Origin of the sequence: Paenibacillus sp. BK720 (assembly GCF_011761545.1) — a bacterium.
Classification (GTDB): Bacteria; Bacillota; Bacilli; order Paenibacillales; family Paenibacillaceae; genus Pristimantibacillus.
The window spans coordinates 51,263-74,751 of record NZ_JAASRQ010000002.1; the positions used below are offsets into that span (position 1 = coordinate 51,263).

Annotated in this window: 14 protein-coding genes; 11 read left to right on the forward strand and 3 right to left on the reverse strand. The window is 49.4% G+C overall.

Annotation, left to right across the window (positions count from 1 at the left end; translation table 11 throughout):
* Positions 1–117 precede the first annotated feature (117 nt).
* The 6 genes from FHT67_RS07315 (at position 118) to FHT67_RS07340 (ending at position 11,945) form a co-directional block, all read left to right on the forward strand.
* Positions 118–1,932: a cache domain-containing sensor histidine kinase gene (locus FHT67_RS07315; protein WP_167196976.1), complete on the forward strand. Its 1,815-nt coding sequence runs from the start codon at positions 118–120 to the stop codon at positions 1,930–1,932.
* 55 nt (positions 1,933–1,987) lie between these two features.
* On the forward strand, positions 1,988–3,595 hold the full coding sequence (locus FHT67_RS07320) for a response regulator (protein ID WP_167196980.1): 1,608 nt from the start codon (positions 1,988–1,990) through the stop codon (positions 3,593–3,595).
* 201 nt (positions 3,596–3,796) lie between these two features.
* A complete protein-coding gene (locus tag FHT67_RS07325; protein ID WP_132307072.1) occupies positions 3,797–5,164 on the forward strand; it encodes an ABC transporter substrate-binding protein in 1,368 nt (455 codons plus the stop codon).
* An 80-nt stretch (positions 5,165–5,244) separates the two neighbouring features.
* Entirely contained in the window at positions 5,245–6,129 is an 885-nt protein-coding gene (locus FHT67_RS07330) for a carbohydrate ABC transporter permease (RefSeq protein ID WP_132307070.1), read from the forward strand.
* Positions 6,130–6,163: 34 nt separating this feature from the next.
* On the forward strand, positions 6,164–6,958 hold the full coding sequence (locus tag FHT67_RS07335) for an ABC transporter permease subunit (RefSeq protein WP_132307068.1): 795 nt from the start codon (positions 6,164–6,166) through the stop codon (positions 6,956–6,958).
* Between the two features lie 61 nt (positions 6,959–7,019).
* Complete coding sequence (locus FHT67_RS07340) at positions 7,020–11,945, forward strand: Ig-like domain-containing protein (protein WP_243867019.1); 4,926 nt, start codon at positions 7,020–7,022, stop codon at positions 11,943–11,945.
* Between the two features lie 68 nt (positions 11,946–12,013).
* On the opposite strand, the gene FHT67_RS07345 is transcribed toward FHT67_RS07340, so the two are convergent.
* A complete protein-coding gene (locus tag FHT67_RS07345) occupies positions 12,014–14,284 on the reverse strand; it encodes a glycoside hydrolase family 127 protein (protein ID WP_167196983.1) in 2,271 nt (756 codons plus the stop codon).
* A gap of 171 nt (positions 14,285–14,455) precedes the next feature.
* Here FHT67_RS07345 and FHT67_RS07350 point away from each other — a divergent pair, with 171 nt between their 5' ends.
* The 5 genes from FHT67_RS07350 to FHT67_RS07370 all read left to right on the forward strand — a co-directional run bounded on the left by FHT67_RS07350 (position 14,456) and on the right by FHT67_RS07370 (position 20,882).
* Positions 14,456–15,301 (forward strand): AraC family transcriptional regulator, encoded by an 846-nt coding sequence (locus tag FHT67_RS07350; protein ID WP_167196986.1) that lies wholly within the window; start codon positions 14,456–14,458, stop codon positions 15,299–15,301.
* A 428-nt stretch (positions 15,302–15,729) separates the two neighbouring features.
* A complete protein-coding gene (locus FHT67_RS07355; RefSeq protein WP_132307180.1) occupies positions 15,730–16,584 on the forward strand; it encodes an ABC transporter permease subunit in 855 nt (284 codons plus the stop codon).
* Positions 16,581–17,492: a carbohydrate ABC transporter permease gene (locus tag FHT67_RS07360; protein WP_132307062.1), complete on the forward strand. Its 912-nt coding sequence runs from the start codon at positions 16,581–16,583 to the stop codon at positions 17,490–17,492. Before FHT67_RS07355 ends, FHT67_RS07360 begins: the two co-directional genes overlap by 4 nt.
* 42 nt (positions 17,493–17,534) lie before the next feature.
* A complete protein-coding gene (locus FHT67_RS07365; RefSeq protein WP_167196989.1) occupies positions 17,535–19,316 on the forward strand; it encodes a type 2 periplasmic-binding domain-containing protein in 1,782 nt (593 codons plus the stop codon).
* A 27-nt stretch (positions 19,317–19,343) separates the two neighbouring features.
* Positions 19,344–20,882, forward strand: coding sequence for a carboxylesterase/lipase family protein (locus tag FHT67_RS07370; protein WP_167196992.1), 1,539 nt, complete (start codon positions 19,344–19,346; stop codon positions 20,880–20,882).
* On the opposite strand, the gene FHT67_RS07375 is transcribed toward FHT67_RS07370, so the two are convergent.
* Together FHT67_RS07375 and FHT67_RS07380 are read right to left on the reverse strand one after the other, a co-directional pair.
* A complete protein-coding gene (locus FHT67_RS07375) occupies positions 20,851–21,672 on the reverse strand; it encodes a helix-turn-helix transcriptional regulator (protein ID WP_167196995.1) in 822 nt (273 codons plus the stop codon). The genes FHT67_RS07370 and FHT67_RS07375 overlap by 32 nt on opposite strands.
* Before the next feature lie 194 nt (positions 21,673–21,866).
* Positions 21,867–23,468 carry an RICIN domain-containing protein gene (locus FHT67_RS07380; RefSeq protein WP_243867021.1) on the reverse strand — a complete coding sequence of 534 codons (1,602 nt, stop codon included), beginning with the start codon at positions 23,466–23,468 and terminating at the stop codon, positions 21,867–21,869.
* Positions 23,469–23,489 lie beyond the last annotated feature (21 nt).

Genomic DNA, 23,489 nt, shown 5'->3' on the forward strand with positions numbered 1-23,489 from the left:
TTAAGTTTATTCCAACATTTCAGGTTGACACTCATTAAACCTCTGTTATCCTGAATGTACCCCGGTTGTTCTTTCCACATTCCTTGTCCTAATGAAGAGAAAGGAAGAAATGACGAAATGAAAGGATTCTCGAATTATATAGGCGGGATTTCCATTAAGAATAAAATATTCATCTCCAATATTCTAATCATTGTCGTATTTATTTCCACCCAGTCGATCTTTGCCAACACGATATCACAGAAGGCAATTATCGATAAAGCCACAAATAATTCATCCCGGGAGCTTGTGCTCATCAAAAACAATCTTCAAACCTTGCTATCCTCCATTGAAGATTATTCCAAAATTCTAGCCAGCGATTATCGATTGCAGAACGCCCTCTATTACGATTACTTATTAAATAACGAGCCCAATGCGATCAAGCCGGTTGAAGGCTTAAACAACCTCTCGATGAACAAAACCCTTTCCGAGACGATCAGCAACATTGTCGAGCCTAATACCAAAATCAAAGCTGTCAGCATTCTTACCTCCAATCAACATTGGGTGGACGTTGGATTCGCCGACAATGCCTACGCTGCACGTCTATTTGGATACGGTTACGGAGCGGATGACCGGACCTATTTGCCCATTTGGACGGGGTTGATTAAATTCAGATTCTTATACGAAGGGGATGACAACGTATTTGCGGTTTCCAAAACGGTCATCCACAAAGATACGGGAAAAACGATCGGCCGAATTTTTCTGTACGTCAAAGAAACGACAATCGCTTCCATTTACGAGGAGGGGAAAAACAAAGGCGGTGAATTTTATATCGTAGATGCCGACGGCCGGATTATTTCCGCGCAGAATAAAGCCATGCTATACCGGGACTTCAAGGAAGCCGCCTCCATCAGCATTCCCGATGACGGTAAAGACGCAAGCTTTACGCAAGGGAGCGGAAGTCGGGAAATGCTGATCCTCACCCATCGCTTCGAACCGCTGCAATGGACAATTGTAAGCGCTATCCCGATGAATGAGATTACGTCGGAACGGAAGGAGATTAATCAATTGATCATCGGGATCGGGGCGGCATGCTTGCTGCTGGCATTAATGGTCTCTTTTCAATTGTCACGATCGATCACCCGCCCCATCTTCCGGCTTGCCAAGACCATGAGGGAAATCCGGACCGGAAAGATGCAGGTCAGAAGCTCGTACCAATCAACGGACGAAATCGGATATTTAAGCGAGGGCTTTAATAATCTAATGGACCGCATTGAGGCGCTTATGGCTGAGAACGTCGAGAAACAAAGAACAAAGGCGGAGATCGAATTTAAATTGCTGCAATCGCAAGTGAAGCCTCATTTTTTGTACAATACGGTGGAAACGATTATTTCCCTTATTAAGCTGGGATTGGGGAAGCAGGCTATAACAGCCGCCCAATACATGGCAAACTTTTATAAAATCTCGTTAAGCAAAGGCTACGATATTATATCCATCGGCGAAGAGATGCGCCTTACGGAAAGCTATTTGGAAATTCAGCAGCTTCGTTACGTGGAATATATGGCGTACACGATGGATATCGACGATGAGATTTTGACCTATTCGATACCGAAGCTGACCTTGCAGCCCATCGTGGAGAATGCGATCTATCACGGGTTGAAGCTTAAACAGGAGAAAGGAATCATACGCGTCACGGGGAGGCGCTCTGGCAATCATATCGAAATCGAAATTTACGATAACGGGGCCGGCATGCACAAGGATCAGACGAAGGCGATAATGTCGGAATCCGGCGTCTCTTCGGAAGGCGGCGGGTTTGGGATCAGAAGCGTATCCAATCGGATCCGAATGCTGTACGGGGACCGATACGGTTTGCAAGTTGAAAGCGAATACGGCGTTTACACGAAAATTATCATCCTATTGCCTCTTCGTCCGCAAGAGCTACCACCGCATTCATAAGGCTCTTTTCAATAATTCGCATGTCAAGGATGGAATTGAACAGGAGGAACGGAACGTGTACAAAGTGCTTATCGTCGATGATGAATTCTACTTCAGGCAAGCCTTAAAGATTTCGCTGCCCTGGAGCGAGCTGGGATTCCAAATTGCGGGAGAAGCCAAAAACGGGGCGGAAGCGCTGGAGCTGATGCCCGAGGTAGAGCCGGATGTTGTGTTAGTCGATATGAATATGCCGATCATGGACGGATTGGAGTTTATCCATAAAGCCAAGGAGCGCGACCAGAAAACAAAATTTCTGGTGTTGTCGGGTCACAGCGAATTTGCGTATGCCAGGCAGGCCGTGCAATTGGGGGTTGTGAACTACGTGCTGAAGCCGATTAATGAAGAAGAGCTCCAGGGCTCTTTGCTGAATATAAAGGAGCTGATACGATCGGAGCGTCTGGGAGAGCTTGAACTGGACGATTTGAGAAAGCAGGCTAGCGAGGGCTTGTCCTTCATGAAGGAACAAGTGCTGAGCGGTTGGCTGCGAGACAGCGGCAGCTCCAGATCGCGGCCGCAGCCGGATCGATTGCACGATCTGGGAATACCGCTGGAAGGGTTGCATTACCGGGCGGTTGTCGTCGATCTGGATGCAGACGATCAGAGCCATCCTGACGAGGGGATGCGCATTCATAAAGCCATGGTGCAGGAAATCGCTAAGCGCTGCATGCAAAGCGCCTATCACAGCGTAAGTTGCCAGGATCAAGACGGGCGTCTCGTTCTGATCTTAGGTGAGCCAGAAGGCTCCTTTAACAATCTGGAAACGATTTGCGAAAGGATAAGATTAACCGTACAGAGCGATACAGCCTGTACGGTTACAATCGGCTTAGGCACCGGCTGCGATACGATTGAGTCCATCCCGGATTCGTATAAGGAAGCGATAATGGCCTTGAGGCATCGGTTTGTATGGGGCGGCAACAAGGTTTTCGTTCATTCCTCGCAGGTGGATCCCGGAACGAAAGCCGGGCTGTACTCGGTGGAGAAGAGGAGCGGCTTGCTGATGCTCATGCGGATCGGAAATATCACCGAGACGGAAGAATGGCTCGTCCGATTTTTTCGTGATGCCCGCGATCAAAAAGCCTCCATGGAAATGCTGCTGCTTGCCGGAATCGAGATCGTTTCCACATGCCTTGAATTTTTGGCCGAAGCCTCGCAAAGCTTTGAGGATGTTTTCCGGGATACGACGCAGCCCGACATGATCCAGCACGTTCAGCGAATGAAGACGTTCAAAGAATTGGACGAGTGGATACATGCTTTAATTCTAAAGGCGATGGATCACGTGCATAGCCGCAAAACCAATAGAGCCGCCAAAGTGATAGAGGAGGTTAAAGCGTACATTTCGAATCACTATGGCAACGAGGAATTAAGAATAGAGGATATAGCGAGAAGCGTCCATATGAATTACAATCATCTCTGCTTCGTATTCAAAAAGGAAACGACCTTTACGATCAATGACTACCTGACCGAAATAAGGATCATTAAAGCGAAAGAGCTGTTTGATCAAGGAGAGAAGGTTATCCAAAACGTAGCGAACCGGGTGGGCTATGCCGACGCCAATTATTTCAGCAAATGCTTCAAAAAGCATATGGGAATTACGCCCAGCAAATATGTGAATCAAATCCAATAGCCTATTTAAGGCAGAGCTAGACGAGAGGGAAAGTTTTCTCTATCGTCTATTTTTTTGCCGTTAATTTTACTGCCGGACTGAGAATACTCTCTGTACGAAATTTAGGAAGATTCGTAAAATTAGCTCAAGGTTAAGGTTGATACCGCTTACAACGGCTAGATTCAACCGATATCCGTTTCGACAAATAGGGGAGGTATAACAATGGTAACGAAGTCAAAGGCAGCGGCCATGGTCCTTATGGCAAGTACTCTACTGGTTTCATCGGCATGCGGAAGCGGGAACAACACAAATTCCAACAAGCCGTCCAACAATCCTTCGCCGTCGGCAGCAAGCACGGAAGATAACAAGGAGACCGCGGCTCCGGACGGCAAAAAAATCAAGATGAGGGTTATCACGATTACGACGGACGAGAATCGCAATAACATTATGGAAAAATACATCAAGCCTAACCTTGCCGCTGCGCTTCCCAATCTTGAAGTCGAGTTTGAGCCCGGCGGCGGCGGCGAGGATATGGCAAACAAATTGAAGACGCTGAATTCTTCCGGGGATATGCCGGACGTATTCTGGAGCGATGCGGGCTACTTTACCCCGCTGAAGAACACGGGCAGCATCCTGGATCTGACGCCTTATATTTCGAAAGACGGCTTCATTGACAAATATGCGGTGCCGGATGCGTTAAAGCATGTCGATAACGGGATTTACAGCCTATCCTCCGGAGCGGATACGTATTTCACCCCCGTCATCTTTTACCATAAAGACATGTTTGAAGAAGCAGGGGTGAAGGTGCCGACCACGTTCGACGAGCTGCTTCAAACCTCGAAGACGCTCAAGAGCAAAGGCATGGTTCCGGCCGTAACCCCAGGCAAGGACGGATGGGGGCCGAAGCTCTTCATGCTGCAGCAAATGATTCAAATCGGGGACCCGCAGGCGATGGCGGATCTCGTCAGCAACAAAACGGATTTTACCAATCCATCCGTCAAGGAAGGTGCGGCCCGAATCGAAACGATGGTCAAGGAAGGCGTGTTCCCAGACGGCATAGCCAACCTGGATTACGGTCCGGCGATGGAGATGTTCACGTCCAAAAAGGCGGCAATGCTCATGATGTTTACTTGGGAACTGCCGAATCTGGCAAAAGACGAAACGGTTGATTTCTTCCCGTTCCCAAGCGCAAGCGATAAGTACGACCCTGCACAGACTGTGCAATTCTGGGGTTCTCCGGTTAACGGATACGCGGTAAACGGCAAAACCAAGCATCCGGAAGAGGCCGTCAAGCTTGCCGAATTCCTGGCCATGCAGGATGCGTTATACTTCGAATCCACGGGAGCGCCAATATCCTTGCAGACGGGCAATCAGGCAAATAACAGAAGTCCGCTCATGCAGAAGTTCGTTGACTGGTATAATCCGATCCCGAATAAAATCGCGTCCTTTGCTCTTAATTCGATAGATGCGAAAACCTCTGCCGAATTGTCTACGCAAGGAGCGAACTTATTGACGGGCGAATACGCCTCCGAAGATTTTAATGCCGCGATGAACAAGATTTGGAGCGAGAATACGTGGTTTAACAAGTAGAAAAGACGAGGATAACAGCTAAATCCCCTTCGGCTGAAACCGGGGGGATTTAGACACAAAATTAAACGGTGGAGAGAGCGATGAACAAGTACTTTAGCACCAAAATGTCCATATTCGTATTTGCTTCCCCGGCCTTGCTGCTGTTTACCGTATTCTGCGTATACCCCTTGCTGCCGGAGATCTGGATGAGCTTGCATAAGCATGACGGATTTCGAAATTTGGGATTTGTCGGTTTGGATAATTACAAAGACGTGATGGCTTCGCCTTCCTTTTGGAGCGCCCATAAAAATACGTATCTTATCGTAGGCATCTCCTTATTGCTGGGGCTGCCCCTCTCCATGATGCTTTCGCTTTTTATGGATGCTCAAACCCCAAGGTTTCGCCGCTTCTTCAAGACGGCGGCGATGTTCCCCGCTATCTTGTCGGTCACGGTGGTTGCCCAGATCTGGCTGGCTTTCTACGAACCGAATTGGGGATTGTTTAACAGCATACTCGACTCGCTTGGTCTGAGCTCCTGGACGCATTCGTGGCTGACGGAAAAGCAAACGGTCATGCCCAGCATCGGGGTGACATTCCTGTGGCAATATATCGGTCTCAACGCGATGCTGTTTTATACGGGGATCAAGACCATCCCCAAAAGCTACTATGAAGCGGCTTTGATCGACGGTGCCAATTTTGTTCAAGTCTGTTTGCGGATTACGATCCCCTTGCTGCAGAATGTCATCAAGTACGTACTTATTCTGTCTACCTTAGGCTCGATGGCCTTCTATTCGCATGTGCGAGTGATGACGGCAGGAGGCCCGGGGGACACATCCAGGACGGTCATCTACCAGATGTATTATACGGCATTCGATACTTCCGAGTTTGGCAAAGGTACTGCGATCGCCGTTATTTTTATTCTGGAATGCCTCTTGATCTCCTTTGTCATCCAAAGGTACGTAGCTAGGGAAAAACTAGAGTTTTAAGCTGGGGGGGAGTCTTCTGAAAGTATTAAGCCGGGTGTTTTGGATCGCCGTCGGATGCACGTTTCTGTTTCCTTTGTACTGGATGGTAACGATGTCGTTGAAGTCCAAAAGCGAAGCTTACGACAATCCGTTTGGCGTACCGTTTTCCTTGGATTGGCTGAACTTCAGCGAAGCGTTGTCCAAATATCATTTTTATACGTATTTCGAGAACAGCTTGATTTATACGGTAGGGACGATCGTCATAACGCTGGCGACGGGAAGCATGCTGGCCTATTGCCTCAGCCGCATGCAATGGAAATTCAATTCGGCGGTGTTGTTTTACGTATCCATGGGACTGATTGTCCCGATCGAGGTCGTTGTTATTCCTTTATTCCAGCTGGTTAAAGCGCTGCATATCAAAAACAGCTATTTAGGTCTTATCCTGCCGTATTCCGGCTTCGCCATCGCTTCCTGCGTCCTCATGCTGTATGCCTTTCTCCGTTCGTTGCCGAAGGAGCTGGAGGAAGCGGCATGCATAGACGGAGCGAATGTCTATCAGACCTATATAAGAATCATATTTCCAATCGTGATGCCGGCATTGGTTACGCAATGCGTCCTTATATTCATTCGGATTTGGAACGAATTCCCGCTGGCTTTTATTATCGCCTCCAAGGATCAATTTCGGCCTCTAACCGTGGGATTGCTTGGTTTCTTCGTCAATGTGGGAGTTACGGATTGGGGGTTGATCGGCGCGAGCATGCTGCTATCCAGTTTGCCTATGATTATCGTTTATTTGGTAGGCAACGAGAAAATCGAAAATGCTTTGACAGCAGGGGCTATTCTGAAGTAGCCTCGCTCATACGCTCAGGCAGCCATGTGCATCACATTTTGCTTACATCCAAGGAGGTTTTATGGAAGTGAGAAAAAGAGCATTCATTTGGGTCATGACTTTCGTAATGGTTTTTTCCATGCTGCCCTTGTCAAGGTCGGTAGTCTCGGCCGACAGCGCAGCTAGTACGACTATCTATGTGGCTACGAACGGCAATGACAGCACGGGTGACGGAACCAAGGAAAAGCCGTATAAATCGATTGCCAAGGCAAAAGAAGTCGTAAGGACGCTGCCCAAGACCGGCGGGGATATCGTCGTTCAAATCGCGGACGGATATTATCCGCTAAATGAAACCCTGGTCTTCTCCAAGGAAGATTCCGGCAGCGCAAGCAGCACGATTCGCTATGAAGCGGCACCGGGTGCGAAGCCGGTAATCAGCGGCGGCGAAATGCTGGAAAAGGGCGTATGGACGGAGGCCGTCGGCCTTACCCAGACGGGAGGCTTAAAGGCGTATAAAACGACCCTTAACCGGAGCGATAAGCTGCGCGCGATCTATGTAAACGATAAGCGCGCCAACATGACGACAAGCCCGCAGATCGCTTCAGCGAACAGAACCGTTACGGGCACCCCCACCGTCAGCTTTACCTCTGCCGATAACCCTTGGGCGTGGCAGAACGGCAGCAACATTCGGGCCGGCATCGTATTCGATGCCAGCGTAGGTCTGACGACGGAAACGAAAAACCCTCAGAACATCGAGGCCGAAAGCATGGGCGGCTCTACGGCCAGATGGGCGAGGCCTTTCGTCACTTTCGCTTCGATCGAGCAAGCGCCGGCAGCCAGCAACAAACCCGGCGGCGTCATGCTCCGGTTCCAGATGCCGTATGGGGCGATTTCACAATCCTTAGGCAATAACACGCAATACAATCCGGGTAACAATCAAGTTATCCGCAATGCCTTCGAGTTCCTCAACAAACGCGGAGATTTCTATTTCGACCAGGCGGAAAGCACGCTCTATTACATCCCGCTTGCCGGTGAAGATATCAATACCGCCGACGTAGTTGTTCCAAAGCTTGAGACGGTCCTCGACATTAGAGGAATCCCGGTAGGAGATCGGTTGAATCCGATTGAGGGCTCGGATGACGGACGCGTCAAAAACATCACCTTCAACGGGCTGACATTTGCCCATACCGACTACAAGCTGTTTGAACTGACGGGCACCTACACGCTTAGCGACGGATCCGGTCCGGTAACGACGAGCTCCCGCGGCTACGCATCCGTTCAAGGCTCAATCGTGAACAAGGTTTATTTCCCAAGCAGCATTAACTGGCATGAGACCTTCTACCGGGGGTACGACATACCGCCAGCTGTCGTCATGATCAACGCGGCGAGGAACATTAAGGTACTGAACGGCGAGATCGGGCTTGCCGGATTTAATGGCATTCATATCGAAAACGATGCCAAGAACATCGAGGTCACGGGCAACTATATCGTGGATACGCTCGCTTCCGGCGTAGTGGTCGGACATCCGCAGCATATCTATGAAAACGATGAGCCGATTAAGCAGGAATCCAGCGTTTCCGTCTCCGGTACGCCAATCAGGAACTGGGCTGGCGTTGATAAGGAAAAGTTTGCGGCGGGTACGGAAGCGGTGCCGGAAAACATTTATATTACCAATAACTTCTTGTACAGAACCTGCTACGGATTTCCGGGCGCCAACGCGCTAGCCTCTTTCTACACAACGAATATGCAAGTTCTGCACAACTACATTTACGACACCACTTACGGCGCGATGAGCATCGGCTGGGGCTGGGACGAGTACGACGGGTTCGGCTTTACCGCCCAAGGCACGAACAAGACCGGCGGTCCTTACCATGGCACGCATGAAACGAGCGTCGCAAGATCTCCTATCATTTCGACAACCTCAAGAAACAACAAAATAAACTACAACCGGATAGAGGAAATTTGTACGGTCGTTAACGACTCCGGAGCCATCTACTCATTGGGACGCCAAGGGGATCCGGGTAATTTGCCGGGCGGAGGAACATGGGACACCGTCAACAATTTGACCAACGACCCCGTCACCGACAAGAACAGCAACTGGAATCCCGACAACTGGACGAATTTCACCGAAATGAACTACAACTTCCTTAACCCGAATCCAACCGACAAGCCTACAACCTCCAACAACTGGACAAACGGATTCCATCCCGACGAAGGCAGCACGTTCATCAAGATGATCGGCAACGTCGTGCAGTCAAAGCTTTCCCATGCACCGGGACAAAGCCGTCTCTTCGAATTTAACAACTGGAAGCGTAAAAGCGATATGATTGCCGTCGGAGGTTACGTAGACGGAAACAACAATCAGAATGGCGCTCCTAGGATTACTTACGACAATTACAAAAGCGAAGCCCGCATTTGGCCGTTAAAAGGCAACGAAATCGTGCTGAATTCGGGGCTCACCAATGAATACACCCATATGATCCCAAGAAGCCTCATTGCGGATACCGAGTTTGAGCTCGCTTCCAATGTCATTATGGGTAAAGGCGAAAAGCTGAACCGCAGAGGCCTGCTAAATGCTCAAGACACGGTCTGGCTTGCGCCAGCGAACACAACGGTGTTCAGCGAAGGCAATACGATGACAAAAGCTGCAGGCAACGAGAAGTCAATCAAAGCTCCGTCTGCCGCGGGTGAATACAAGCTCTATATTCAATACGGAGACGGCAGGGATACGGCCACATCCAAGTATACGGTCTACGTCGACCAGAACGCGTCCGCGATCAATGTGACGGACGGGGAAAATTACGAAGTTTCGGCGGTACGGCCTCTTGAACTGACTTTGAGCAAAGACTACACCTATACGCTTAACGGCAATCCCGTGATGAGCGGTTACAAAATCGCCACCGAAGGAAGCTGGACCCTAGTCGCCAGCACGCCGACCGAGCCGAATTCCATGACGATCAACTTTACAACGTCCGTATCGGTGGCCAACAGGCTGCTCCCGGCGGATGTGTCGGTAGCTCCGGGCGGGCAAGTGAGATTTGCAATCGATTTGGACGACTCGACTAAGAAGATATGGATTTCCTCGTCGAGCGGCGGACATTTCGATGGAGGCGACGATGAAACCGTAGCTTCAGGCGATATGCTCGCAATGACCGCGCCCATGCTGCCTGGTCCGTACATTATTTACGTACTGGCGGCGGACGGCGAAGTGTTGAGTCAATCGCACGCCCGCGTTGTGGTAAGCGATAAAACGCCTGCCGATATTCCTAGAAACGGTCTTGACTTATGGCTAAAAGCCGATGAGGGCGTGGAAAAAGACAGCAGCGGCAACGTAACGGGATGGACAAATATGGGAAGCGTACCGGCGAAGCTTGTCCCGGCGAGCGTTCCCGGCAGCGGCGGTGATAATCTTGGAACGCCAACCGGCAACCCTACATTAAAGAACGATGTATACGATTATGTAGATTTTGCCGCGAACTCGAGGCCGCTTAAGGCCGCAGGCTTTAAGGATTATAACGGCAGCACGCAGATGACGATATACACGCTTGTTAGACCAACAACGACAGCCAACAACTCCAGCGACCAGAATGGCCTTGTTTATTTCGGATTAAACGAGGCTTACCAAACATGGGCTGCCAACGACGGCTGGAGCGGTATTAATCTCGGCGTGGGAACAAACAGAGTTAACATCCGCTTTGGTAACGCGGATGGAAGCGTATCGGGCGGCGGGCAGCAAATTGCGACAACTGCCACGGACGGTCTGGTCAGCGTTCGCGCTCAGTTAGACGGAACCAATAGAGCCGTTTACGTGAATAACAACATCATCGGAACCCCTGGAACCAATGCGAAGGCGCTTAAAGGGAATAAATCGGATCTGGGCGTAGGCTACTCGATGGCTGCCGCAACTCCTTTCCGCTTCATGGGCAGAGTCGCACAGATTCTGATCTACGACAGGGTGCTGACGGCAGAAGAAATATCGAAAGTAGAAGCTTACTTTAACGAGGTCAAAGCCGGTCGCGGCGGTTCCGCGAACCCGATTACGCCAGTGGCGGTCGACAAAACGCTGCTGACCTCCTTCATAGGGACTGTCAATAACCTGGACGATACGCTTTATACCACCGATTCATGGAACACTTTTGCAAGCGCTTTAAGCGAGGCTCAAGCTGCCGTTGTGAATAGCGGAATCGGGCAGGAGGCAGCTGACAATTCCTATTACGCGCTGCGTAACGCGTTCAAAGCGCTTCAACTGGTCGTTCCCGTAACGGAAGTTACCGTCAGCGGGGAGAACGGCGCGTCCGTCATCAATCGGATCGGCGGCACGCTGCGGATGAGCGCAACTGTGAAACCGGATAACGCGACGGAGCGAAGCGTCACATGGACGGTCTCCGGACTTGACGGCACTGCGACCGGCGCTGCGACGATCGACGGCACCGGCCTGCTTTCGGCAGTCGCTGATGGTAACGTCCGGGTAACGGCCACCGCAGGCGACGGGTCCGGGGTGAGCGGCTCTAGCGTGGTGATGATTGATTCCGCCGCGCCGACGATCACCGTAATCGGACTTACAGACGGAAGTACGCTCGGCAATGCCGGCGAGTTCTCGGTACAGGTTGCCTTAACCGACAATTTGTCAGGAGTTGACGGCAGCAAGACGACGGTCACGCTGGATGCGAATCCTTATGTGCCGGGTTCGCCAGTGCCGCTGTATACGCTGGCTCCGGGTTCACACGCGCTTGCCGTGACTTCAACCGATTTGGCGGGGAATACCGCCACGCTAACGATGACTTTCACGATTGATGTCGATCAGGAAACCCTCAAGGAGCTAGTGACGGTTTTTGCTGACAACGGGTCGATCGATTCGCACGGTATTTCCAACAGCTTGCTGAAGAAGCTGGAGGCTGGCCAGCTTGAGGCGTTTATAAATGAAGTGAAAGCGCAGCGCGGGAAGCATATCGCCGAAGAAGCGGCAGACTATTTACTTCGGGATGCACTCCTTATAACGGGTCGGTAGTCGAAAGGGCTATCTCTCGAATCCAATCGGATCGGGAGATAGCCCTGCACGCTGCTTTGTGATTATTTTTAATCAGCCGTATGCTTAATTGTTCTTAGGACGCCATAGATGCCGTTTATCTTCCCATTCGGAATAAACTTAACGGTTACGTATGTTTTGCCTGCTGTTAAGGCATGGGGGAGTTCAAACTGTTTTTCATAGAAGCTCCTCTTCCATGCGTCCGGAAAATCCTCGGTTGCAAGCAGCTGCTCGTCGATATAAATATCAAAGCTTCTGTTCGTATGCATACGGTTAAAGGTTACCGCCAAGGAAGCTCCCGGCTGGATCTTCATCCGGTAGCTGAACCATCCTCCGGCTTCCGCCATCCTTCCGTTTAATCCTTCCCACGTACCGCCATGCGTGCGCTCGCCCTCGATCTGATGCTCCAATTCATATTGATCATTGCCAACTTGAACAGAATCAATCGTAGCTTCTCTTAATCTGCGTTCACGGTCCACGGCATCCGTATGCTGCCGCAGTTCCTCGGATCCATCATCCAGTAGGCTCCAATAAATGCCGTATCTTTCCCGGTGCTGCAGATAGTGGGGAGTAAAGATTAACCGTTCATCCATATCGGTGTTTCTCAGCGAAAAGGCCAGTTCATTCCCAAGACGTACGACATGCTTGTCGAAGTTGCCGAGCCATTCCTTCACGCTCATCCCTTCAGGTACGATATAATCCTTAACGGCGATTCTTCTTGTCGCGATGTTAACGATAACCCCCGTTCTAGATTCCACCATATCTTCTTGGCCAAGCGCAGCGCTTAGAACGATAGGACCGTATTGCAGGCCAATGACATGAGGGGCATCGGGAAGAGAAGAGAAAGCAACCTTCATTGGAATGCGGGCTTCAATGGTATCTCCGTCCTTCCAGATCCGGTCAAGAACAACATATTGCTGCTGAACGGAAGCAATAACCGCTTCCCCATTAAGTGCGATTTCGACTTCTCCGGCAGCCCAATAAGGGACGCGAATATGAATGGCAAGCCGTTTCGGGCTGCTTGTGCTTACCGTGAAATGGACAAGGTCGCTATACGGCAGCGAAGTTGTCTGCGTGACAACGGTTTGCTGCTCTGACCAATCCAGTCGGCTGCTGTAAAATTGATTGACATAAAGGTTATGGTCCAAGTGGAAGTAAATGCTGTCATTCAGCTTGGTAAAGCTCTCCATTCCGGTACCCGTACAACACCAAAAGTGTTCAAAGGGCGAGCTGTAAATTTTGAAGTATCCGGTAGCCATCGGCTGGAAATACATCGTCATGCCGGTCTCCGGATTTTGCGAAGACAGGATGGCGTTAATATACGTTCTCTCGTAAAATTCGGCGTATTTGCTGTCCTGCGTCAGCTTGAACAGCTCTTTGGTCAGCTTCAGCATATTATAACTGTTACAGGTTTCGCAGGTTACGTCGGAGCGTTTGCTGTCCAGGATATCCGGTTCTCCGAAATGCTCGCATTCGCTGTTGCCGCCAGTCAGATAGCTGTGATGATAGACGACCGTATCCCAGAAGTTGACGGCCGCTTCCAGATAGCCGCGCTCGCTTTCCCCAAGCGTGAGATAACGGTTCAAGGCACCGATAAACTTAGGAATCATCGTATTGGCATGCTTGCCCTTCAGCACATCCCGTCCTTCCCGAAGAGCATCGAACAGGCGGATCTCGTCGAACTTGTGAGCGGCATCCAGATGGCGATTGTTGCCGGTGAGCTTGTACAAATCATACATGCAGTCGTTCATGCCGCCGTATTCTACCGCCAGTACGGTGGCCTGAAGCTCCTCCGACCACGAACAAGCTCGGTCTGCGACCCAATCGCCCAGGCGCGTGACAACCTCGTAAGCCTGTTGCAGCTTGGTCGCCTGATGGATGGCAATAAGTCCGGCAATGATTTTATGCATGGTGTACCAAGGAACCCATGCCGGCTTCCTATTCTCCACATTGTCAAACAACGTCTCGGGAAAAGCGGATAGATAACCGTTGTCCAGCTGGGCTTCCGCCAGCTCTGCAACCATGTATTTCAGCCTCTCGAGCAGCCCGGAATCCTGCGTTTGCGCATAGGCCTGGGATACGGCCGTTAAATAATGACCTAACGTATGGCCGCGGATTTCAGTATTCTCCCAGCCGGGATACTTATCCGCTTTTGGCTGCAGGCCGCTAGTCTCCTTGAATCCGGCAAGCAGCCGATCCACGTCATAGCTGCGCAAATAATCCAATTCTTTCTGAAAGGCGTTCGTTTGGTAATCACCGTACAGCTTCACGCGATCCAGTCCGAAATGGTTCAACGACGTATTGCCTGTTAAGGCCTTCATGATCATCACCCTCTCGTCAATATGCTAAAAGCTTATTACTAGCTGGCGGCCCCGGTAAATGGCGTAAGGTTTGATTATGTGTCAAAAAGGAAGTTCTTTTAAAAGTTCTTCCCGGATTCGCTTATTCTGATCTACAATATAGTGTAAAAAAGGCGGAAAGGGTGGCGGCTTATGACTTATTACAGCTTCCGTGTCGATACGCCGGTCTCCCTTGTGATGACCGGCAAATTTATCGCTCCGTCTCCGGAGTGGAAGCATATGCAACGGGTGCTGCTCGAATTCGAGCTGTTTGTCCAAACCCGCGGCACATTGTATATGGCAAGGGGCAAGGAACGGTATGCCTTGCATGAAGGAGATTTTCTGCTAATGCCGCCGGGAGCCGTGCAATTCGGCTACAGGGAATCCGACTGCAGCTTTTATTGGCTTCACTTCTCCGTTCAAGACGGGTACAGGTCGGTGGAGGGCAATTCGGAGTATGAACCCGGCGTATTAACGATCCCCGACAAGGGGACGCTTCGCAGTCCGGACAAGCTGATTGTCATGATGAAGCAGCTGCAGGACTCCGTCCGAAGCTACAGGGAGCAGACGCTTAACAATTATTTGACGACCGGCATTTTATGCGAATTGTACAACCAGCTGTTTTTCGTCCAGAATCAATCGGGAAAGAAGCTTAAGCAGCGGCAGCTATACAACGACATCGTTGACTATATTAAATGGAACAGGCAGGAGAATATGAAGGTGAGCCAGCTGGCCGAGCATTTCGGTTATAATGCCAAGCATTTGTCCTTCTTGTTCTCGGAGATTGCGGGGATTCCCTTGAAGCAATTCATGCTGCAGGAGAAGATGGATGCGGCTAAATCTTTGCTGACGGATACGAATCAGAGCATCAAGGAAATAGCGGAGCAGCTGGGCTATTCCGACAGCCATCAATTTATGCACAGCTTTAAGCGAATGACAGGACTTACGCCAACGGATTATCGCAACGCTTACGCGAACCGGCTGCTGTATTATAGGTGAATAGCTTGTATGGACAACAAACAGGACAACTCTTTTCCACGGCGGTCGGAAGAGGGATGCCTTGTTTCTATAAGCCACATCGATAATGATTGTATCGCCTTATACTGCCGGGATTAACGCATCAGCCGGGGATTTTTTTTTGCTTAAGCATCTAAGAATAGATCAATAATCAATGAGGATAGGTCATTGTTTTGAATAAATAGATATTCTATACTAGCTTCAATAAGAGGCATGAAAGCGCTGCCAATAACAGTTAATAGTGAAAATTACAAGATTTTTTACAGGGGGGAGCGGTGCTTATAGCCGTTTTAAGCTTTAAATTCTGAATATTAAGAATTATAAATTTATTTAGGTGGTGTAAGAAGGTGCGAATACATTACAGCAAGAGTAGAACTTCATTCCTTAAATTTCTATACATACTGCCATTTATGATCTTGCTCGGTATCTTTGCCTACTACCCGCTGTATGGCTGGGTATATGCATTCTTTGATTATATGCCTCCGATCCCTTTATCCCAGTCGCCTTTTGTCGGCCTGAAATGGTTTCGTTCTTTGGTCGAAAACCAAGTGAAGATCGATCAACTTCTTCAGATTATTAAAAACACGTTTGGCATGAGCGGCTTGAATTTGCTTTTCTCCTGGCTTCCCATGATCTTTGCCATATTCATGACCGAGATGAAAGCGGTACGATTCCGGAAGTTTATACAGACGGTGACGACCCTTCCGAACTTTATCAGCTGGGTATTGGTTTATTCCTTGGCGTTTTCCATGTTCTCTAGTGAAGGGATCATTAACGGCCTCCTGAAGATGCTGGGAATTATCGATTCTCCGATACTCTTCCTGCAGAACTCCGACCACGTTTGGATTACGATGTGGATGTGGTCCACTTGGAAAGCGTTGGGCTGGTCCGCCATCTTGTATATTGCGGCCATTATGGGAATCGATGATTCCCTATATGAAGCGGCCCATGTAGACGGCGCGACGCGCATGCAGATTATTTGGTATGTGGTATTGCCAAGCATGCTGCCGACTTATTTTGTTTTATTGATGCTGCAAATCGCAAGCTTCCTGAATAACGGTCTGGAACAGTATTTCGTATTTCAGAATGCTTTTAACAAAGACACGATACAGGTGTTGGACTTATATGTATACAACCTCGCAATGGGGGGCGGCAGTTATTCCGTTTCCGTCGCGATCAGTATGCTGAAGAGCTTGATTAGCGTTGTGCTGCTCTTTTCCGTGAACCGATTGTCCAAATTGCTGAGAGGAGAGAGCATCGTATGAGTAAAGTCAAAGTACAGACCAGCGCAACCGACAAGATGATTTCCGTCTTGATCTATACGGTGTTCTCCCTGTTTGCTCTTATATGCGTCTATCCCTTTTACTCGATCATTATCAACACGATTAGCGCGAACGATATTAGCGCCAAAGGCGATGTCGTGTTTCTTCCCAAGCATATTCATTTCCAGAACTATCTGGATGTGTTTAAAATACCGGGACTATGGGATGCAACCGTAATATCTCTTGGCCGAACTTTAATAGGCACAACGTTGACGGTTGGCGCATCCGCCTTTCTGGGATTCATGTTTACCCAAGGGGATATGTGGGGCAGAAAGTTTTGGTACCGGTTTACGGTTGTTACGATGTTTTTTAACGCCGGAGTTATTCCATGGTATTTGACCATGAAATCCTTGCATCTGACCAACAACTTTCTGGCATATATTCTGCCTACCATCGTAGCTCCGTTTTTCATCATTCTCGTAAAGACCTTTGTAGAATCGACACCAAAGGAATTGCAGCAGGCGGCAAGTATCGATGGAGCCGGGATTATGACTCTCTTTTTCAGAATCATGCTTCCTATTTGCAAGCCTATACTAGCAACCGTTGCTATATTCTCGGCCGTAGATCAGTGGAACTCCTTTCAGGATACGCTGCTTCTGGTTACGGACAGCAAGCTCTATAGCCTGCAGTTCATTCTCTATAACTACATTAATCAGGCAAGCTCCTTATCTACCATGGTCAACCTGCAAAATGCCGGTTCAACAGCCATGGCAAGCTTGGCGACAAAGCAAACGACGACTTCCATTCGCATGACCGTCACCATTATTGTCGTAGCGCCTATCTTACTCGTTTATCCGATATTCCAAAGGTTCTTCGTAAAAGGAGTTATGATCGGCGCAGTAAAAGGTTAACTTGCGCCATTATAATACATGAATTGATTCGGGGGGTTGTAAATGAGGAACAGCAATACAGTATTTAAAAAATCGACGTTGGTATCGGCAGCAGGGATCTTCTTATTATCGACAGCATTAGCTGGGTGTCAAAGCTCCAATTCATCGCCAAGCACATCCTCAGAGCCTAGTAATGCGGAAGGCACATCACAGTCCGGCAAAGGAATCGATCACAGTAAGCCGCTGACCATCACCGTCTACGATAATGCGGCCAATTACCAAGGAGAGCAAACAGGGTGGTATGGGAAGCTTATCAAGGATAAGTTTAATATCACGCTTAACATTCTCGCTCCTCAGGTTGCCGGTGATCAGCTGTACAAGACTAGAACGGCAGCGGGGAATTTGGGCGATCTCCTGATCGTCGATAACAGTCAGCTGGAGGAACTAATTCCGGCGGGGCTGGTTATGGATCTCACGGACAAGGTTAAGAACACGCAATACCTGTCCAAATACGTGGATAATCATTTTAAACCTTTTAATGCGGCCTTCGATAAAGTGAACCCGGACGGGAAAATTTACGCGATGCCGACATTTGAAGCGGATACTTCCCCAACTACTTTCTCGGAGGAAATTCCTTATTCCAGTCCGATAATGCCTTGGGATTATTACAAAGGAGTGGGAGCTCCCAAGCTCAATAATTTGACCGATCTTCTGAATGTATTGAAGGAAATGCAAAAGAAATATCCGGCTACGCCAGACGGGAAAAAGATCGTTCCGATTACCTTGTGGAAGGACTGGGATGGCGGAAGCATGGAGAATGTCCGTTGGCTCAGCAACTGGTACGGCTACGAGCAGCCGGACGGAACGTCGACCATTCAGCTGAATGCCAAAGGCGATATCGTTCCGCTTATAGACGATAACAGTATGTACAAGAAGATTTTGCAATTCTATTTTACAGCCAATCAGATGGGGCTTGTTGATCCAGACTCCGCCTCGCAGGATTGGAACAAGGTTTCGGAAAAGCTGACGAACAAGCAGGTTCTTCTCTTGTGGTACTCCTGGCAACGGGGCTTCTACAACTCGATTGAAAGAGGCAAAAACGGCGACGGCAATGTGGCGGTACCGATTGCCGACATACACATCCTACAGAACAGCGATGCTTATTACGGCAACGGAAGAGTATTCGCCCTCGGTTCAAAAGCCAAGGAGCCTGAAAGAATTATGGAATTCCTGGATTGGATGGTCTCGCCTGAAGGACTTCGTTATTATACGAATGGATTTGAAGGCTTCAACTATGAGAAGACATCTGACGGCAAGTTTAAGCTGACCGAGATTGGACAAACCGCTTTCCAGAAAAACACACCCGTTCCGGATGAGTACGGTGGCGGCGGATACCAGGATGGGCAAAGCAAGATTAACAGCATGATTATGAGCGATTTTGTCACGGATCCGGAAACGGGGGAATTTTATAACAGCACTTATTGGAGCAGCACTTTAGAAGCTAACAAGACGGCACTCACGACGGACTGGCAGAACACCTATAATGCAACAAACGCAACCGAATATTACATGAAGAACAATATGATCGACATCGTTCCTAATATTAACACAAGCCTGGGCAGCGATTCATCCGACATTAAAAACAAACGCAGCCAGATTTCGGATTACGTAAAGAATACGTCCTGGAAGATGGTATTCGCCAAGAATCAGGAAGAATTCGATCAATTGTGGACAAAAATGAAGAGCGATGTAGTAGGACTCGGTTGGAATGATGTAAATGCCGTGGATGCGGAAAGAGCGCAAAAAATCGTTAAAATGCGTGCCGATGCAGCGGCAAGCAAATAAAGGAACTTTAGGAAGGGGAAATGAAGCATGCTTAGAGTTGTGAGGGTCGAAACGGGAATCGTTCAAGGACTGCCGGCAGCAGATCCCCGAATCACAAGCTTTAAAGGGATTCCCTTTGCCGCACCGCCTATAGGAGAAAACCGCTGGCGCGCTCCTCAGCCGGCCAACGATTGGGATGACGTGCTGAAAGCCTACGAATATTCGCCGATTCCGCTGCAGGTCAGACAGGAACTCGACGATAACAATATTTATACGAGGGAATGGGCCGTGGAGCCGGATATTGCGATGAGCGAGGATTGTCTTTACCTGAACGTATGGACCCCTGCTAAAAGCACGGATGAAAAGCTCCCCGTATTCGTATGGTACTTCGGCGGCGGCCTTCAGGTTGGCCATCCGTCCGAAATGGAATTTGACGGCGAGCGCATCGCTAGAAGAGGCGTCGTAGTCGTTACCGTCAATTATCGTCTAAATGCGTTCGGGTTTTTATGCCATCCTGAAATTACCGCGGAAGCGCCGGATGCTCCCGCAAACTTCGGCCACCTCGACCAGCAGGCCGCTACAAGATGGGTTAAACGCAATATCGCGGCTTTCGGCGGCGATCCGGACAACATGACGATTGGCGGACAGTCTGCCGGCGGCGGCAGCGTCATGAACCAGCTCACTTCACCGCAGAACAACGAGCTTTTTCAAAGAGCGATAGTTCAGAGCGGATTGTTTGCCCCTTTATACCCGAACGCCGGAATGCCAAGGTTTCTGCGCACGCTGGAGGAAGCCGAACAGGAAGGCATCCGGTTCTTCAACTATCTTGGGGTAACCTCGCTTGATGAAGCTCGAACTCTGGATGCGGTCTATCTACGGGACAAGATAGTGGAATATAAAGCTTTCTGGGGGACCGTCGTAGATCATAAATTCAACGTGGGGAACTCACTCGAGTTATTCCTTCAAAACAAACGTTTGCAAGTACCGGTCATGTTCGGCCATACATCGTCGGAGTTTTTCAGCATTCCGCAATCGGATTCGCTGAAGGGATTTCAACAGCTGGCCGAAGACATGTTCGGTGACGACGCCGAGACGTTCCTGAAGCTATGCGATTATGAATCGGGGAACCTTGAAGAAATCGTCAAGAAGGCATCGGTAAACGGCATTGAATATGCGATTCGGATTGCAGGCCAGGCGAATGCCGATACGGGCGGCAAGACGCCGCTGTATTATTACAATTTCGATGCCGAGATTCCCGGATGGGATAATCCCGGAACGTTCCATTCGGTCGATCTGTGGTTCTTCTTCGAAACCCTGGCCAAATGCTGGAGGCCGTTCGTTGGCAAACATTACGATCTCGCCCGGCAAATGTGCAATTACTGGGCGAACTTCATCCGTACCGGCGATCCAAACGGGTTAGATTCAACGGGCGAGGAAATGCCGTGCTGGAAGCCCTTTACGCCGGATGCCCCGTTTGGGATGAAGTTCGCGGATGCAGCAGAGTTCGACGAGCAGCAGCCTAATGACACGATGAAGTTTCTCGTAACGGAATATTTCAAAGCCAATCGGATGATTCGGGCAAATTAACCGGATGGTCCTGAACCTGTTCGGAGGGGCTGGCATGCACCTGGAATTTTCGAGGTGAGTATCCTGTCACTTGCTTGAATTGCCGGCAGAAGTGTTCCACGTTCTGATAACCGCAGCGGCGCGCAACTTCGTTAATGGTTTGGGAGCCTTGAAACAAATATTCCTTGGCAAGACGAATACGGCAGCTAATGACATCTTCTATGCAGGATATTCCGAAGGTTTTTTTATAAAGGGTTTGCAGATAACCCGGGCTGATCCGGAGGCGTTCCGCCATTTTCGGAACCGTCCAATGATCCCCCGGGTTATTCTGAATAGCGGCGCGCAATCTTAATATATCGTAGTATTGCGTTGTAAAGCCTTCATGGCAATAAGATTCCAGAAGCTTGTTGAACAAGGTGCGAAGTAAACAATCTATGGAGGATTTCTTGCAATCCCTATCGAAATTGTGCTCGATGACGAGCAGTTCGAACAGCTTGTGGCAGTAATCCGGATCATCCAAGGAGAATGGAATGCCAAACGGCAGCGATGTGTTTGAAACATACGGTTCGTCCGATTCAAAGCGTATCCAGTCATTTACATATTTATCGGTGCAAGCCTTATAATAGATTTTCTGGTGCGCCCGATAGAGGACTGCGCTATGAGAGGGGTATTGTCGAAGCTCCCCGTTTACCCAAAATAGTGCAGGAGTCTTGGTAATGACGAGCAGCCAGCAGTGATGACCTTGAGGAATATCGAAAATAAAATGGCGGTCATGCTCAGCATCGCTTCCCACATAGTGGATATGGTTCATCCGTTAGCCTCTCCTTTCAAAACGGCATATTCCTATTGTAAGAAAGATCCATAATGGAATAGGATAACCGTAAACCTCCAAGAATGAAATATACATTCTTTAGGAGTTGCTATTCTAATGTAAGTTTTTAATCGGCCTCGGCTGTCACAAATGAAAGAACCGAGCCAGGGCTTCCTGACTCGGTTCTTTTTTTCTTAATTAATCTTCACAAGCTGCCACTGCTGATTCAGGTTGCCCCGGTATAGATTTTGTTGAATGACGGCAGAGTTGGCGGTGGAGGAATTGGCAACTTCCACTGCTTTATTGCTATTTACGTTAATGATGCTCCAGTACCCGCTGCTTAATTGGATCAGCCGGAACTGCTGCGCCGTGTTGTTTAAATCGGACATGAGCTGAATGGCTTCTCCGTTGTTTTTTGTGCCGTTGCGTACATCCATGACTTTGCCGTCGGAGGAGCTGACGCTCTTCAGCTTGTAGTAATTGTTATAGACGCCTTGATCCGTAATAACCCATTGCTGTGCCGTAGCGCCATTATCCGTATATTGTTGAAGCTGCAGCGCATTTGTGTTTTGGCCGCCTGGCACCTCAAGCGCTTTGCCGGAAGCCCGGTTAATGATTTTGTAAGTCGAGCCGGACTGCAGCGCGTTCCAAATCCCGTTCCATGGATGCCATTGCGCCCGCTCGTAATACCATTCGAATAGGAAGCGGGCCATGCCGTCCCGTGCGGTGTTGCCGTCGTATTTCAGCCCTGCGGTTGGATCCGCGAACGAGCTTCTTGCTCCAGGCTCCAGCAGGAAGCCATTCATGTGAACGGCGATGCTGACATTGCCGGCAGCGGTGAAAATCGCTTTCGTATTTTTGCCGAAGCCTTCGTTGGAACCGTTAAACAGCTCCCAATAAGAAGAGTCTCCCGGCTGCGTTTTAAACCAGGTGGTCTCGGTAATATTGATCGGATAGCTATTCGCGCACGGCTTGATGGTATCGTCCCATATCTGCTGCAAAGCGGCATAGTCGTCATGAGCGCCGTAACCCGGATACCAGTGAACCGCATAACCGTAATTGTTAAGCGGATCCGTCAGCGGATAGGCGGCGCAAAGCTGATAATACTGATCCCAGCCCAGTCCCGCAGCCCAAATGACGTTATCTGCTCCGTTGCCGCGAATGGTGGAAATGATAGAGTTCTGGAAATTCTTAAGGGAATTCCAGTACGCAACAAAGTCGCTTTGAGCGGGATTGCCTCCCCAAGTACCGTTGGCATACGCCTGAACGGGCTCGTTAATGAGCTCGAACATGACGTTATCCGCGCTCTTGATCGCCGGCTGGGAGGATAAATAGCCCCAGATTTGGTTGAACTTGTCCAGATTGGCTTGCGTTGTCGCCTGGTTGTTCAGAATTGTGAAATCAAGTCCAAGCGTAACGTAAACTCCTTTGGTTTTGGCATAGTTGATGTACGGAATGATGACGTCTTGGGTAACGGCTTGCAGCCCTGCGAAATTATAGGTTCCGGCGGCAACGTCACCCATATCCTCGCGGTCGATAAACAGGCGGACCTGATTCATATACCATCCGTGATTATTCCCGTATTTACTGGAGGTATCGGTAAACGTATCGGTAATATCCTTTAAATAAGCCAGCACCGCGGCATGCCTGTTTCCGCCGTATTGATTCAGATAGTAGCTGCTGTCCTGGTAGGTCCAGTAAGATCCGGAGGGCTGATGCCAACCGCTCAGGACGACCGGCTGCCCGCTGCCGTTCACCAACTGATTGCCGCTGACATGAAGCTTTGACGCGGTCATTCCGGACCATGCACTGGCGGG

What these genes read in the sequence shown, in the direction of transcription:
- FHT67_RS07315 (WP_167196976.1), top strand. Translation starts at nt 118, where the DNA reads ATGAAAGGATTCTCGAATTATATAGGCGGGATTTCCATTAAGAATAAA.
- FHT67_RS07325 (WP_132307072.1), top strand. Translation starts at nt 3,797, where the DNA reads ATGGTAACGAAGTCAAAGGCAGCGGCCATGGTCCTTATGGCAAGTACT.
- FHT67_RS07330 (WP_132307070.1), top strand. Translation starts at nt 5,245, where the DNA reads ATGAACAAGTACTTTAGCACCAAAATGTCCATATTCGTATTTGCTTCC.
- FHT67_RS07340 (WP_243867019.1), top strand. Translation starts at nt 7,020, where the DNA reads ATGGAAGTGAGAAAAAGAGCATTCATTTGGGTCATGACTTTCGTAATG.
- FHT67_RS07345 (WP_167196983.1), bottom strand. Translation starts at nt 14,284, where the DNA reads ATGAAGGCCTTAACAGGCAATACGTCGTTGAACCATTTCGGACTGGAT.
- FHT67_RS07350 (WP_167196986.1), top strand. Translation starts at nt 14,456, where the DNA reads ATGACTTATTACAGCTTCCGTGTCGATACGCCGGTCTCCCTTGTGATG.
- FHT67_RS07355 (WP_132307180.1), top strand. Translation starts at nt 15,730, where the DNA reads ATGATCTTGCTCGGTATCTTTGCCTACTACCCGCTGTATGGCTGGGTA.
- FHT67_RS07360 (WP_132307062.1), top strand. Translation starts at nt 16,581, where the DNA reads ATGAGTAAAGTCAAAGTACAGACCAGCGCAACCGACAAGATGATTTCC.
- FHT67_RS07365 (WP_167196989.1), top strand. Translation starts at nt 17,535, where the DNA reads ATGAGGAACAGCAATACAGTATTTAAAAAATCGACGTTGGTATCGGCA.
- FHT67_RS07370 (WP_167196992.1), top strand. Translation starts at nt 19,344, where the DNA reads ATGCTTAGAGTTGTGAGGGTCGAAACGGGAATCGTTCAAGGACTGCCG.
- FHT67_RS07375 (WP_167196995.1), bottom strand. Translation starts at nt 21,672, where the DNA reads ATGAACCATATCCACTATGTGGGAAGCGATGCTGAGCATGACCGCCAT.
- FHT67_RS07380 (WP_243867021.1), bottom strand. Translation starts at nt 23,468, where the DNA reads ATGACCGCGTCAAAGCTTCATGTCAGCGGCAATCAGTTGGTGAACGGC.